Annotated in this window: 11 protein-coding genes and 1 pseudogene; 3 read left to right on the top strand and 9 right to left on the bottom strand. The window is 72.7% G+C overall.

What is annotated here, in order from left to right; translation table 11 throughout:
* Window positions 1-342 (bottom strand): annotated as a pseudogene (locus tag JFN87_RS27725) (hypothetical protein); the annotation flags it as partial.
* 265 nt (window positions 343-607) lie between these two features.
* On the opposite strand from JFN87_RS27725, the gene nhaA reads away from it, so the two are divergent.
* Window positions 608-2,512 carry a Na+/H+ antiporter NhaA gene (nhaA, locus tag JFN87_RS27730; RefSeq protein WP_209344312.1) on the top strand — a complete coding sequence of 635 codons (1,905 nt, stop codon included), beginning with the start codon at window positions 608-610 and terminating at the stop codon, window positions 2,510-2,512.
* 38 nt (window positions 2,513-2,550) lie between these two features.
* Here nhaA and JFN87_RS27735 read toward each other — a convergent pair whose 3' ends face one another.
* From JFN87_RS27735 to JFN87_RS27745, 3 genes are all read right to left on the bottom strand, one after another.
* Window positions 2,551-4,014 (bottom strand): ATP-binding protein, encoded by a 1,464-nt coding sequence (locus tag JFN87_RS27735; protein ID WP_209344314.1) that lies wholly within the window; start codon window positions 4,012-4,014, stop codon window positions 2,551-2,553.
* Complete coding sequence (locus JFN87_RS27740; protein WP_209344316.1) at window positions 4,011-5,672, bottom strand: NAD(P)/FAD-dependent oxidoreductase; 1,662 nt, start codon at window positions 5,670-5,672, stop codon at window positions 4,011-4,013. The genes JFN87_RS27735 and JFN87_RS27740 overlap by 4 nt, the downstream gene beginning before the upstream one ends.
* Before the next feature lie 77 nt (window positions 5,673-5,749).
* Window positions 5,750-6,460 (bottom strand): glycoside hydrolase family 16 protein, encoded by a 711-nt coding sequence (locus tag JFN87_RS27745; protein ID WP_245182085.1) that lies wholly within the window; start codon window positions 6,458-6,460, stop codon window positions 5,750-5,752.
* A 110-nt stretch (window positions 6,461-6,570) separates the two neighbouring features.
* Here JFN87_RS27745 and JFN87_RS27750 point away from each other — a divergent pair, with 110 nt between their 5' ends.
* On the top strand, window positions 6,571-7,071 hold the full coding sequence (locus tag JFN87_RS27750; RefSeq protein ID WP_209344318.1) for a metallophosphoesterase family protein: 501 nt from the start codon (window positions 6,571-6,573) through the stop codon (window positions 7,069-7,071).
* Between the two features lie 46 nt (window positions 7,072-7,117).
* On the opposite strand, the gene mgt is transcribed toward JFN87_RS27750, so the two are convergent.
* From mgt to JFN87_RS27765, 3 genes are all read right to left on the bottom strand, one after another.
* On the bottom strand, window positions 7,118-8,326 hold the full coding sequence (gene mgt, locus JFN87_RS27755; protein ID WP_209344320.1) for a macrolide-inactivating glycosyltransferase: 1,209 nt from the start codon (window positions 8,324-8,326) through the stop codon (window positions 7,118-7,120).
* A 94-nt stretch (window positions 8,327-8,420) separates the two neighbouring features.
* Window positions 8,421-8,708 carry a DUF6295 family protein gene (locus JFN87_RS27760; protein ID WP_209344322.1) on the bottom strand — a complete coding sequence of 96 codons (288 nt, stop codon included), beginning with the start codon at window positions 8,706-8,708 and terminating at the stop codon, window positions 8,421-8,423.
* Window positions 8,708-9,445, bottom strand: coding sequence for a dienelactone hydrolase family protein (locus tag JFN87_RS27765; RefSeq protein ID WP_209344324.1), 738 nt, complete (start codon window positions 9,443-9,445; stop codon window positions 8,708-8,710). The genes JFN87_RS27760 and JFN87_RS27765 overlap by 1 nt, the downstream gene beginning before the upstream one ends.
* A gap of 231 nt (window positions 9,446-9,676) precedes the next feature.
* On the opposite strand from JFN87_RS27765, the gene JFN87_RS27770 reads away from it, so the two are divergent.
* Window positions 9,677-10,507 carry an HAD family acid phosphatase gene (locus JFN87_RS27770; protein ID WP_209344332.1) on the top strand — a complete coding sequence of 277 codons (831 nt, stop codon included), beginning with the start codon at window positions 9,677-9,679 and terminating at the stop codon, window positions 10,505-10,507.
* Window positions 10,508-10,624: 117 nt separating this feature from the next.
* Here the strand turns inward: JFN87_RS27770 and JFN87_RS27775 are convergent, their stop codons facing one another.
* Window positions 10,625-11,989: an NAD(P)/FAD-dependent oxidoreductase gene (locus JFN87_RS27775; RefSeq protein ID WP_209344326.1), complete on the bottom strand. Its 1,365-nt coding sequence runs from the start codon at window positions 11,987-11,989 to the stop codon at window positions 10,625-10,627.
* A 161-nt stretch (window positions 11,990-12,150) separates the two neighbouring features.
* Window positions 12,151-12,862 (bottom strand): class F sortase (locus tag JFN87_RS27780; RefSeq protein WP_372449293.1); only part of this gene is annotated, 712 nt, incomplete at its 5' end.

A 12,862-nucleotide genomic window follows, 5' to 3' on the forward strand; every position in this document is an offset into this window, starting at 1 on the left:
GACGACCGCACCGGCCGCGACCGCGAGCAGCGCGCCTCGCCGCCCGCGCCGCCCGTCCGCCTCCGCCACGCCGGCCGCAGGGCCTCCGGTGTCGATCACGGACCCCGACAGCGGGGCGCTGCCGGCGACGAGTGCCGTGGTCTCCGCCCCCGCCACCGCCGCCACCGGACCTTCCGGGACGTCCCGCCGTTCGGGCGCCTCGGGCGCCTCGGATGCCTCCGGCGCCTCTTGCGCCGCCGTGTCACCGTCCTGCTCGCGATCCGGGCGTTCCGCGCAGGCGCAGTCCGGGCGGCCGTCCTCGCCCGCCGGGGCGAAACAGCGCGGACAGGATTCTGGCTTCACCGACGGTCCCTTCGTGGATGCGGTGCGATTATGCAGAGCCGAACGGGGCACGCGCAGCGATTGTGCCGCGTGTGCCGTCTCCGCTGCCCGGTCATAAACGGGCAACCCCGGCCTGAAAGGGCAAAAAAATTCGCACAGTTGCCGTCTGCCGACGATCCGAACGGACGCGCGTGCGAGCGTCCGCGCCCCACGAGAGGCAGGTGGGACGGGGCGGGGCAGAAGCGCCGATGACGTGCGCATGCGTCGCACAAGGCAGAATTGACGCGTGACGGATTCCGCCGGCCCCGCGAGGGGCGACACGTACACGGGCAGGACGGAGTGCCGCTCCTCCTCCCACTCACCGTGGCGCGCCTTCCTGCGCACCGAGACGGGCAGCGCGGCCGTCCTGCTCGCCGGCGTGATCGCCGCCCTCGTCTGGGCCAACATCGGCATCGACGGCTACGAGTCGGTGTGGCGCACCACCCTGTCCGTACGGGTGGGGGACGCGGGCGTCTCCCTGCATCTGCGCGACTGGGTCAACAGCGCCCTGATGGCGATGTTCTTCTTCGTCGTGGGCCTGGAGGCCCGCCGCGAGTTCGACATGGGGGAGTTGCGCGAGCGGCGGCGCGTCGCGCTCCCGATGCTCGCCGGGGCGTGCGGGCTGTGCGTCCCCGTACTGATCTACCTGGCCATCAACGCGGGCCACGGCACCGAGCACGGCTGGGGCGCCGCCATGTCGACCGACACCGCGTTCGCGCTCGGCATGCTCGCGCTGCTCGGCCGCAGGCTGCCGGCGGGCCTGCGCACCTTCGTGCTCTCGGTGGCCGTCGTCGACGACTTCGTGGCGCTCGCCGTGATCGCCTTCGCCTACAGCGGCAGCGTCGCGCTGTCCGCGCTGCTCGTGGCGGTCGGCATCCTGGCCGCGGTCCTCGTCGTCAGGGCGCTCAAGGTGCGGACGGGCGCCGTGTACGCCGTGGCGGCACTGGCCATCTGGGTCGCGCTGCTGAAGTCGGGCATCGACCCCGTGGTCACCGGCCTCGTCATGGGCCTGCTCACGTACGCGTACCCGGCCGCGCGCAGCGACCTGGAGCGGGCGAGCGGGCTGTTCCGGCGCTTCCGCGAGCAGCCGACCCCCGAGCTGGAACGGAGCGCGCGGCGCGGGCTCGCTTCCGCGATCTCCCCGAACGAGCGGCTGCAGCGCACCTTCCACCCGTGGACGAGCTACGTGATCGTGCCGCTGTTCGCCCTCGCCAACGCGGGCATCGAGATCAGCCCGCACGAGCTGTCCCGCGCCTTCTCCTCGACGGTGACCTGGGGCGTGCTGGCCGGGCTCGTGCTCGGCAAGCCCCTGGCGATCCTCGGCACCAGCCTCGTCACCGCGGCCGCCACCGGAGGCCGGGTGCGTCCGCCGGTCGGCTGGGGCGCGACGGCCGCGGGCGGCACCGTGGCGGGCGTCGGCTTCACCGTGTCGCTGCTGATCGCGACGCTGGCCTTCCACGGGCAGCGCCTCACGGAGGCCAAGATCGGCATCCTCAGTGCCATGGCCGGGGCCTTCCTGCTGACGTGGACGGTGACCGCGGTCATCGGCCGCCTGCCGAAGGTGCTGCGCGGGCGCGCCCTGCTGGGCAGCGCGGAGACCATCATCGACCTCGCCGTGCCCGTCGATCCCGACAGGGACAAGGTGCGCGGGCCGCACGACGCGCCGGTCACCGTCGTCGAGTACGGGGACTTCGAGTGCCCGTACTGCGGACGCGCCGAGCCCGCCATCAGGGAGCTGCTCGCCGAGTTCGGCGACGACGTCCGCTACGTGTGGCGGCACCTGCCGCTGCGGGACGTGCACCCGCGTGCTCAGCTCGCCGCCGAGGCGACCGAGGCCGCCGCGGAGCAGGGGGCCTTCTGGGAGATGCACGACTTGCTCTTCGCCCACCAGGGCGCCCTCGGCTCCGCGGACCTGTACCGCTACGCGGAGGAACTCTCCCTGGACACCGAGCGCTTCGGCCGCCACCTGCGCCGCCGCGCCGGGGCACGCCGGGTCGCCGAGGACGTCGAGTCCGCCGACCTCAGCGGTGTCTCGGGCACGCCGACCTTCTTCGTCAACGGCCGCCGCCACACGGGCGCGTACGACATCGACCACCTCTCGCGTGCCGTCTCCACGGCACGCAAGAGGGCCGCCCTCGAGGCCACCGCCTGAGCGGTCCCCGGCCGCCACGCGAAGAAAGCGGCAGCCGCTCAGGACGGCAGGGCCGCGCCGGCGGAGCCGGGCTCCTCCTCCTGCGTCATCGGCAGACACACCACGAAGCGCGTGTCGCCGGGGCGCGACTCCACCCGGATGTCGCCGTGGTGCTTGTTGACCACGATGCGGTACGAGATGTCCAGGCCGAGGCCCGTGCCCTCGCCGACGCCCTTCGTCGTGAAGAACGGCTCGAAGATCCGCGGCCTGATCTCCGGCGCGATGCCCGCCCCGGTGTCGCCGATCTCCACCAGCAGCCTGCGGCCGTCCTCCGCCCAGGTACGCACGGTCAGCGTGCCGCCCGTGCCCATCGCGTCCACGGCGTTGACGATGAGGTTCGTCCACACCTGGTTCAGCTCGGCGCCGTACGCCGGGATCTCGGGCAGCGTCCTGTCGTACTCCTTGACGATCCCGATCCCCTGCGGGATCTTCGCGCGCAGCATGGTGAGCGTCGCGTCGAGCAGCTGGTGCACGTCCACGGTCTGCTGGGGCGCGCGATCCAGTTGCGAGTACTGCTTCGCCGCCCCCACCAGGTCGGAGACCCGGGTGACGGCGTCGTCGATCTCGCCCATCAGCAGCTCGGTGTCGATCGCGTACGCGAGCCAGCGCACCGCCGAGTCGAGGTGGTCATCGCCCACCGTGTCGGCGACGGTCGCGAGCCACGGCACCCCGACGCCGCCGGCGACGAGCGTCGGGGCGATGTCCCACGCGCCCGCGACGCCGCGCCCGTCCAGCCAGTCCGACAGCTCGTCCTCGGCGTCCGACGCCTGCATCGCCGGCAGCGCGGGCGCGGACGCGGCCTGCTTCACCGCGGTGTCCTGCAGCTCAACGAGCTGGTGCAGGCGCGACCCGTCCAGCCGGCCGTCCGCGATCATGGCCAGCTTGTGGCGCATGGCCGCGACCCGGTCGCGCAGTGCCTCAGTCGCCCGTACGGCGGCCGCCGCCGGGTTGTTCAGCTCGTGCGTGAGTCCCGCGGAGAGCGAGCCGAGCGCCAGCAGCCGCTCCCGCTCGCTGAGCATCAGGTAGGTCGCCTGAGTACCGAAGAACAGGCCGTCCAGGAGGTGGAGGGCCATGGGGAACCACGTGGAGACGGCGGTGGCGAAGTCCTCGGCCGGCAGCACGAAGAACTCGGAGTCCGAGACGGCCCGCATCGTGTTCGGGTACACCTGCTCGACCCGGTCGCCGAGGTACGCCTGTGTCGCGCCGGCATAGGCGCCACGCAGGTCGGTCCTCTTCACCTCGACCTCATTGCCGTGCACGGAAGGCGCGAGCGCGATCGAGCCGCTCAGCAGCACGAAGAAGCAGGTGGCGGGCTCGCCCTCGTGGTAGACGTCGCTGCCCGCCGCGCGCGTCTCCACCCGTCCTCGCTCCACCAGCCACCGCAGCTGGCCGTCGTCCAGCTTCTCGAAGAGGAAGAGCCCGCGCAGCTCCTCCGGCGACGACGGACGGTCCGATGCGGTCACTGTGCCTCCAGATAGCGGTGTGCCAGCGAGACGGCCATCGCGCCCTCGCCGACGGCCGACGCCACACGTTTGACGGACTCCGACCGCACGTCACCGGCGGCGAAGACACCCGGCACGCTCGACTCCAGGTGGTAGGGGTCGCGCGGCAGCGGCCAGCCCGCCACGCGCTGCCCGCCCGCCACCAGGTCGGGCCCGGTGACCACGAAACCGTTCGAATCCCTGGCCACCACGCCGTCCAGCCACGCCGTGCGGGGCGCGGCCCCGATGAACACGAACAGCCACGATGCGTCGACCGTCTCCGTCGCCCCGGTACGCACGTCACGCAGGGTGAGCTGCTGCAGGTGGTCGTCGCCCTTGCCGTCCACCACCTCGGTGCAGGGGTGGACCTCGATCGTGTCGATGGCCGAGATCTGGTCGATCAGGTAGCGCGACATCGACCTCGTCAGGTCGGGGGAGCGCACCAGCATGTGCACGCGCCGCGCGTACCGGGAGAAGTACACGGCGGCCTGCCCCGCCGAGTTCGCGCCGCCGACCACGAACACGTCCTCGCCGGAGCAGTTCTGCGCCTCCGTGACGGCCGACCCGTAGTAGACGCCCGCACCCGTGAACTCGTTCAGGCCGGGCGCGGGCAGCCGCCGGTACGAGACGCCGGTGGCGAGCACCACCGTGTGCGCCCCGATCGAGGCGCCCTCGCCGAGCCGCAGCACGCGCGCGGAGCCCGCCGCCTCCAGCGAGACGACCTCCCGGGCGCTGAGGATCTCCGCGCCGAACTTCAGGGCCTGGCGGCGCGCCCGGTCGGTCAGCTGGGAGCCGGAGACACCGTCCGGGAAGCCCAGGTAGTTCTCGATGCGGCTCGACTGCCCCGCCTGGCCGCCGGTCGCCTCGCGCTCCACCAGGACCGTCCGCAGCCCCTCGGACGCCCCGTAGACGGCGGCGCCGAGCCCCGCCGGGCCGCCGCCGACCACCACCAGGTCGTAGAAATCGGACGCGGGCGTCGTCGACAGGCCCACACGCGCCGCGAGTTCGCCCTCCGCGGGCGACACGAGGGAGCTGCCGTCCGCGAGCACGACGAGCGGCAGCGGCGAGGCCGCGTCGGCGCCGGCCGCGGCGAGCAGCCGCGCCCCCTCCGGCTCGTCCACGGGCAGCCACTGGTACGGCACGAGGTTGCGGGCGAGGAAGTCCCGCACCGCGAACGACGGCCGCGACCAGCGGTGCCCCACCACGCGTGTCATGGCCGCCGCCGGGTCGGGCGTCGCCAGCCACGCGTCGAGAAGCGTGTCGATGACCGGGTACAAGTGCTGCTCGGGCGGGTTCCACGGCTTGAGCAGGTAGTGGTCGAGGTCGACGACGTTGATCGCGTTGATCGCGGCGTCGGTGTCCGCGTAGGCCGTCAGCAGCACACGGCGCGCCAGCGGGAACAGGTCCATCGCCTGTTCGAGGAACTCGATGCCGTTCATCCTGGGCATCCGGTAGTCGGCCAGCATCACGGCCAGCTGCTCGCCGCGCAGCTTGATCTCGCGCAGGGCCTCCAGGGCCTCCGCGCCCGAACCGGCGCGCACCACCCGGTACCGGTCGCCGTACCGGCGCCGGATGTCCCGGGCCACGGCCCGCGAGACCGTCGGGTCGTCGTCCACGGTCAGGATCGTCGGATTCGTCATGGAACCATCATCCGGGCTGCTCCCGATGATCGTCGAACGCATTCGTCATCGTCGAACGGGCTTCGCGACCACCCAGTCTAGTGACGGTGCACGCGCAGGCGCTCGACGTCGTAGTCGAGCGCGGTGCACCCGGGCTCGGGCGCCGGATGGTAGCGCCCCGCGGACACGGACAGGTTCACGATCAGGTACGCCTCCCAGTCCCGGCCCACGCCGACGCCGTCGGCGAAGACGCGCCTGCCGTCCACCCACCACACCACGGAGCGTGCGCCGAACTCGACCCGCACCGAGACCGGGCCGCCCGGCCGCACGGCAGGGTCCCTGTGATCGTGCGACGCGCCGCCGACATGGTTGGTCAGCTCCAGCAGATCCGGGTTGTCCGGGTGGTACTCGAACACGTCGACCTCGTTGCCGCCGTCCCGCCAGGTCCACACCGCGGGCCACGCGCCGATCCCCTCGGGCAGCCGGACCCGTACGTCCAGCACGTCACCGGTGCGCACCATGAAGCCGTCACGGCTGCCCTCGGTCGTCAGCAGGCCGGTGTCCCACAGGCCGTCGGGGCGCCGCCGCGCACGGAAGGTGCCGTCCCGGCAGAACGACGCGCCCGACACCAGGTGGTCCAGCTTGTTATCACCCGGGTTGACGGGGCCCCCGTCCGGATACGCCGACGTACGCCCGGCGACCCACTGGCCGGCCGACGCGAAATCGGCCTCGAAACACACGCGCGTGGGCCTGCCGGGACGGGACCGCTGCGACGGGAACAACGACGCGAACCACTGCTTCACGGACATCCCGGCACCTTAGGGACTCCGGCGCCTCTCCGTCCGGAGAACACCCGCCGTGGCACCCCACGCACGCACGTGCGACCACAGGACGCGCCGACGGGCACTAGCCTGGCCTCATGCACCTCGTGCTGACCTCGGACACCCACCTGCCCAAGCGGGCCAAGACACTGCCGGACGAGCTCCTCGACGCGATCTCCCGCGCGGACGCCGTCATCCACGCCGGCGACTGGGTCGACGAAGCGACACTCGACCTCTTCGAGGCGCGCTCACGGCGGTTCGCCGGGGTGTACGGGAACAACGACGGGCCCCCGCTGCGCGCCCGGCTGCCCGAGGTGGCGTACGCGGAACTCGGCGGCGTCCGGTTCGCCGTCGTCCACGAGACCGGCCCGGCGCGGGGCCGCGAAGAGCGGTGCGCCGCGCGCTTCCCCGACGTCGACGTCCTCGTCTTCGGGCACAGCCACATCCCCTGGGACACCACGGCCCCCGGCGGGCCGCGCCTGCTGAACCCCGGCTCACCCACGGACCGCAGGCGCCAGCCGTACTTCACGTACGCCACCGCCGAGGCCGGCCGTGGCCGGCTCACGGACGTCAGGTTCCACCGGCTCCCGCGCCGCTGAGCAGACCGCCCGCGGCCGCGGGCGGCCGGCGCGTCCCCGAGCGGGGTCACCGTCGCGGGTGCGCCGCCAGCTCCGCCTCGATGAGGTCGGCCGCCCTGACGGCGCCGCCCTCCCGCGCCATGCCGGCGCCGATCTCGCCCAGCCGGCGGGCGACTTCCGGGTCCGAGGCCAGCGAGAGCACCGCCTCCCGCAGCGCACGCGGCGTCGCGTCGGCCGTGTCGATGCGGCGCGCGACCCCGAGACCCACCAGCATGTCGGCGTTGCCGAACTGGTCGACGGCCTGCGGCACGGCCACCATCGGGGTGGCCGTGGCGAGCCCCTCCTGGCTGCCGCCCGAGCCCGCGTGGGTGATGAACGCGTCCGCCTGCCGCAGCACCGACAGCTGCGGCACCCACTGCCGCACCTCGACGTTGCCGGGCACGTCACCCAGGTCGCCCTCGGTGACGTACCGGCCCACCTGCAGGACCACCGGCCACCCCGGCAGGTCGCCGAACGCCTCGACGCACGCACGGTAGAAGGCGGGCTGCTTCGTGAACGTCGAGCCGAGCGAGACGAGCAGCACCCGCTCCGCCCCCTCGGGGCGCCGCCATTCGCCCTGCTCGTGACGTTCGCCCTGGCACGACCCGACGAACGTGTAGACGGACTCGTCCACCCGGTCGGCGTTCGGCTGCAGCACCTTCGGGATCAGGACGAGACACCGGTCAGGTCTGCCCATGAAATCCTCGACGCTCATCGCCATGCCGTTCTCGGCGATCCACTCGGAGAACGTGGCGAAGAAGGCCGCCCCGCGCTCCGTGCGCCGCAGCGGCTCGAACAGCGGGGCGCCGACCTCCTCCTCGTAGCCACGCCACGCCACCATGCTCGGCGAGAGCTGCACGATCGGCACGCCCCACCGGTGCGCGAGGACCCTCGCCGGGTAGGAAGTGAAGTCGTACAGGACGAGATCGGGCCGGTCGTCCGCGAACGCGGCGGCGAGCTGCGGCAGGGCCTGGATCGCGTCCGTGAGGAACGGCTCGACGGCGTCGATCAGTTCCGAGCCCCACGCGTCGGGGTCGTCGCCGGTCGGCAGCACCGACGTGTAGGGGACGGGCCGGGCGCCCGTCGACGCGACGATGTCCACGAACGAGGGCGGGATCGCGTAGCTGACCCGGTGGCCGCGCGCCACGAGCTCCCTGACGACGCCCAGGTTGGGGTGCACGTGGCCGTGGGCCGCGATGGAGAACATGGCGACATGGGCGCGCTCGGCAGAGGTCATGCGCCCGAGCCTAGGCACGGTGCCCCGTGCGCGCGCGGCAATTCCGCTCCGGCGCAGCGCGCGCCGGAGCGGAACCGTACGGCCCGACGGCCGCTCAGGCGGCCTTGCTCGCGGGCGCGGTCGACGTCAGGCCGGGAGGCGCCGCGGCGAGCGCGGAGCGGATCGCGTCGATCAGGGCCAGCGCCGACTCCTCGGTGAGCTCGACCGCGACCCGGGACGACGGCCCCTGCGACGGGTTGAGGAAGTCGATGTTGACCGTGTGCTCGTAGGGCGCGTGCTGCGGGTGGTCGACGTAGACCATCGCCTCGGTCAGCGCGAAGTAGCCCTGCGCGCCCTTGCCGCTGCCTTCGAGCGCGAACTTCTCGGTGAGGTAGGTGCACATCAGAGGTGCTCCCCGAAGAAGCGGAAGATCTTCTGCCAGCCGTCCATCGCGGCCTGCGGCCGGTAGCTCGGGCGGTCCACGGCGAAGAACGCGTGGCCCGCGTCGTCGTAGCGGTGGAACTCGTACGCCTTGCCTCGCGCCTTGAGCTCCTCCTCCAGCTCGTCGACGTGCGGCGGCGACGGGTACTGGTCGTCGTTGCCGAACAGGCCGAGCAGCGGGCCGCGCAGGTCGCGCACCCGGTCCTTCAGCGGCGACACCTGGAGCGGGAAGCCCTCGGGCGGCGTTCCGGTGACGAACGCGCCGTAGCAGTCGACGCCCGCCTGGAGGTCGAGGCTCGCGAGCGCGAGGAAGGACTGGCGGCCGCCCGAGCAGTAACCGATCGTGCCCACCTTGCCGTTGGACGACGGCAGGCCGCGCAGGTACTCCGCCGCGCCGGCGACGTCACCGACGAGCCGCTCGTCCGGCACACCGCCGGCGGCGCGTGCCGCGGCCGCCGCGTCGTCGGGTGCCGCGCCGGGGGCCTCCCGGCTGTAGAGGTTGGGGCAGACGGCCGCGTAGCCCTCGGCCGCGAAACGCCGGACGATCTCCTTGGTGGGAGCGTCATAGCCGGGCATGTGGTGGATCACCACGACACCGCCGAACGGTCCCGCGGCCATCGGGCGTGCGGAGTACGCCTCGATCCTGTCCCCGCCGTGGCCGCTGACGGTGACGGTCTCTGCCAGCACTGCGTCGTACATCGAAGTCCCTTCAGTGCGGATTGCTGGCACGTACACTAAGCCTCTTTCCCGCCGCCCCCGGCACCGCCCCGCTGCTTGCGGAGCCGGTGACTCCGGGGGGCTCGCGGGTCCGCTCCCGTGGCCGTCGCCCCCGCGTTCGCCGAACGACTCCCCAACGCCGCGCACCTGTGGTGTGATGCGCGTAGACAAACGATGAACATGACATATGTTCGAGACGGGAAGGGCATCTCCATGCGGAAGTTGCACCAGGTCGCCGCCGCGGTCGGGGCGGGCGTACTGGCCGCGGGCATCCTCTACGGCACCGGTGTCGCGGGCGCGGACACCGGACCGCACGGCCACCCCGGAAGCGAGCCCGAGAACATAGGGCTCCTCGTCGGCCAGATCGACGACTACTACGGGGCGCACCAGACGGCCGACGGCACCTGGGAGGCGTCCCCCGACAGCCCGTACGCCCACGACCTCGCCCGCATCGAGGCGGGCGCGAAGCGGGACATCGCGCGCGCGACGTCCGGCCACGGGCGCGGGCACGACCGGCGCGGGCACGGCGGGCACGCCTCGCACAAGAAGCCCGCGATCGTCCTGGACGTGGACGACACGGCGCTGCTCAGCTTCACCTACGAGCGCGCCACCCACTACGTGTACAACGACGCCACCTGGAACACCTTCGTCTCCAAGGCCGACCGCCCGGCCGTCTACGGTATGCCGGGCCTCGTCTCGTACGCCAAGGACCACGGCGTCGCGGTCTTCTTCGTGACGGGCCTGTCCGAGAGCCTGCGCGAGCCCGCCGTGCTCAACCTCAAGGCGACCGGGTACGACACCCCGCTCGACCGCGCCCACCTGTTCACCAAGGACAAGGCGAACCCGCCCGCCTACCTCGGCGACTGCGCCACCGCGGCCGCGTGGAACTGCACCACCGTGCACTTCAAGTCGGCGACCCGCGAGCACATCGAAGCGGGCGGCTACGACATCATCGGCAACTTCGGGGACCAGCAGTCCGACCTGACGGGTGGCCACGCCGACCACGCGTACAAGCTGCCCAACCCCACGTACTTCGTGCAGTGAGAGGGTGATCCGAGGCGGCGGCGGACGCGCGCGGGCGGGGTGTCTCAGGCACCCCGCCCGCGCGTGCCACACCGGTGCCCGGTCACGTGCACTGCCGCCGGTGGCGTCTCCGCACGCCTATCCGCGCAGCGCCGCTTCGCCCTCGACGTGCTCGCGGATCTGCTCGGCGGTGAGGTAGGAGTCGGTGTACTCGAAGTCGCGCAGTGTGGCGCGCTTCTGTGCCTGGAAGCCGGTGCGCACGAAGTCGTCGCCCGCGGCGGCGTTGAGCATCCAGTTCGTCAGGACGCGCGACTTGGCGACATTGGTGCGCAGCGCCGACCAGTGGTAGCCGCGCGCCACGGCCTGGGCCGGCATGCCGCGCAGGGGGATGCCGAGCGGCTTGGAGACGGCGTCCCTTCCGCCGAGGTCCACGACGAGCCCGAGGTCCTTGTGCTCGTAGGGGCGCAGCGGCCGGCGGCGCAGCGTGGCGATGAGGTTGTCCGCCATCCGCTTGCCCTGCCGCATCGCGTGCTGGGCGGTCGGCGGGCAGATGGCGCCGTCGCCCGCCGCCAGGTCGGGGACGGCGGCCGCGTCGCCGACCGCGAACACGCCGTCGAGCCCGGGGACCGCGAGCTCGGGAGAGACCAGCAGCCGGCCCTTGACCGTCTCGGAGTCGAGCGTCGCCACCAGCGGGCTCGCCGCGACGCCCGCCGTCCAGATGAGCGTCCTGCACGGCAGCACGCGCCCGTCGGTGAACGTGACTTCCTCGGGTGCCGCCTTGGCGATCGAGACCCCGAGCGACACCTCGATGCCGCGGCCGCGCAGGATCTCCAGCGCGTCGCGGCCGAGCTTGTCGCCGAGTTCCGGCATCAGCTTCGGCGCGATGTCGATGAGGTGCCACTTGATCAGCTTGGGATCCAGCCGGGGGTAGCGTTCGGCGGCGTTGCACGTCAGCCGCTGCAGGCAGGCAGCCGTCTCCGTACCCGCGTAGCCGCCGCCGACGACCACGAACTGCAGCCGTGAGGCACGCTCCGCCTCGCTCTCGCTCGCGTCGGCCAGATCCAGCTGGGAGATGACGTGATCCCGGATGTACGCGGCCTCCGCCAGTGTCTTCATGCCCCGCGCGTGCTCCTCGAGGCCGGGGATGTCGAAGGTGCGCGTGATGCTCCCCGGGGTGAGCACGAGGTAGTCGTAGGGCTCGTTGTGCGTCTCGCCGGTGATCTTGCGCAGGACGCAGACCTTGGCCTTGTGGTCCACGCCGATGGCGCCGCCGGGGAAGATCCGCGTGCGGTGCCGCTGGCTGCGGCGCAGCGAGACGGCCACCGACTGCGGGGTGAGTACACCCGACGCCACCTGGGGGAGCAGGGGGAGGTACAACTGGTAGGAGAAGGGGGCCACGAGGCAGATGTCCGCCTCGCCGGGCTTGAGACTGCGTTCGAGCCGGCGTACACACTCGACACCGGCGAAGCCGGCGCCCACCACGAGGATCCTCGGTCGTGCCACGGTCTCGGTCCCTTCTCAGTGCTGCGCGGTCATCACTCGACTGCCCCCTGATACCGGTCCATCACCTCCATCTTGGCGACCCTTTTCGCGCGCCGCCACACCGTGGCCGTCGCGGCGGGAGGAAGGACGCGGCCCTGCCGGGCGCGCCCCCGCCCCGCCGGTCAGGCCCGGGCGACGGACGTGAGGTGGGCGAAGACGACCACATTGGCGCTGTAGCCCGTCTTGCGGTCGAAGCGCCCGCCGCAGGTCAGCAGCCGGAGCTCGGGACGTCCCGTGTCTCCGTACACCTTCTTGCTGGGGAACGACCCCCGGGCGAACGTGCGCACCGAGTCCACCGTGAACACGGCGGTCCTGTGGTCCTTCCGCGTGACCTTGACGGGGTCGCCCGGGCGCAGGGCGTTGAGGTTGAGGAAGATCGCCGGTCCGGTCTTCGTGTCGCGGTGCCCCACGATCACCGCCGTGCCCTGCTGGCCTGGGGCCGGCCCCGCCGCGTACCAGCCGACCTCGTGCGGCTTGCTCATGGGCGGGGTGGAGAGCCGCCCGTGCGAGTCGAGCCCGAGCCGGATGACCGGAGCCTCCACCACCATCCGCGGCACGGCGAGCCTGACCGGCGGCGAGGCCGGCAGGGGCGCGTGGGAGGCCACCGGAGCGGGGTGGTCCCGCGGCCCGCCGCCCGGCCCGTCCGAGGGGGCGGGCGCGGGCGCCGGGGGGGGCGGGGGGGGCTCGGGGAGCGGGAGAGCGGTCGGCTGGAGTCCTGGCGTCCAATTAACTCGGGTTCCCGCTTCGGCTCTGGAAAGGGGGGGGGGGGGGGGGGGGAGGGGGGGGGGGGGGGGGGGGGGGGGGGGGGGGGGGGGGGGGGGGGGGGGGGGGGGG

It is taken from the genome of Streptomyces montanisoli (genome assembly GCF_017813245.1).
GTDB classification, from domain to species: domain Bacteria; phylum Actinomycetota; class Actinomycetes; order Streptomycetales; family Streptomycetaceae; genus Streptomyces; species Streptomyces montanisoli.

Excerpts from the sequence above, each read along its gene's own strand:
- JFN87_RS27745 (WP_245182085.1), bottom strand. The coding sequence starts at position 6,460 with ATGTCCGTGAAGCAGTGGTTCGCGTCGTTGTTCCCGTCGCAGCGGTCC.
- JFN87_RS27765 (WP_209344324.1), bottom strand. The coding sequence starts at position 9,445 with ATGTACGACGCAGTGCTGGCAGAGACCGTCACCGTCAGCGGCCACGGC.
- JFN87_RS27770 (WP_209344332.1), top strand. The coding sequence starts at position 9,677 with ATGCGGAAGTTGCACCAGGTCGCCGCCGCGGTCGGGGCGGGCGTACTG.
- JFN87_RS27740 (WP_209344316.1), bottom strand. The coding sequence starts at position 5,672 with ATGACGAATCCGACGATCCTGACCGTGGACGACGACCCGACGGTCTCG.
- JFN87_RS27760 (WP_209344322.1), bottom strand. The coding sequence starts at position 8,708 with ATGTGCACCTACCTCACCGAGAAGTTCGCGCTCGAAGGCAGCGGCAAG.
- JFN87_RS27750 (WP_209344318.1), top strand. The coding sequence starts at position 6,571 with ATGCACCTCGTGCTGACCTCGGACACCCACCTGCCCAAGCGGGCCAAG.
- mgt (WP_209344320.1), bottom strand. The coding sequence starts at position 8,326 with ATGACCTCTGCCGAGCGCGCCCATGTCGCCATGTTCTCCATCGCGGCC.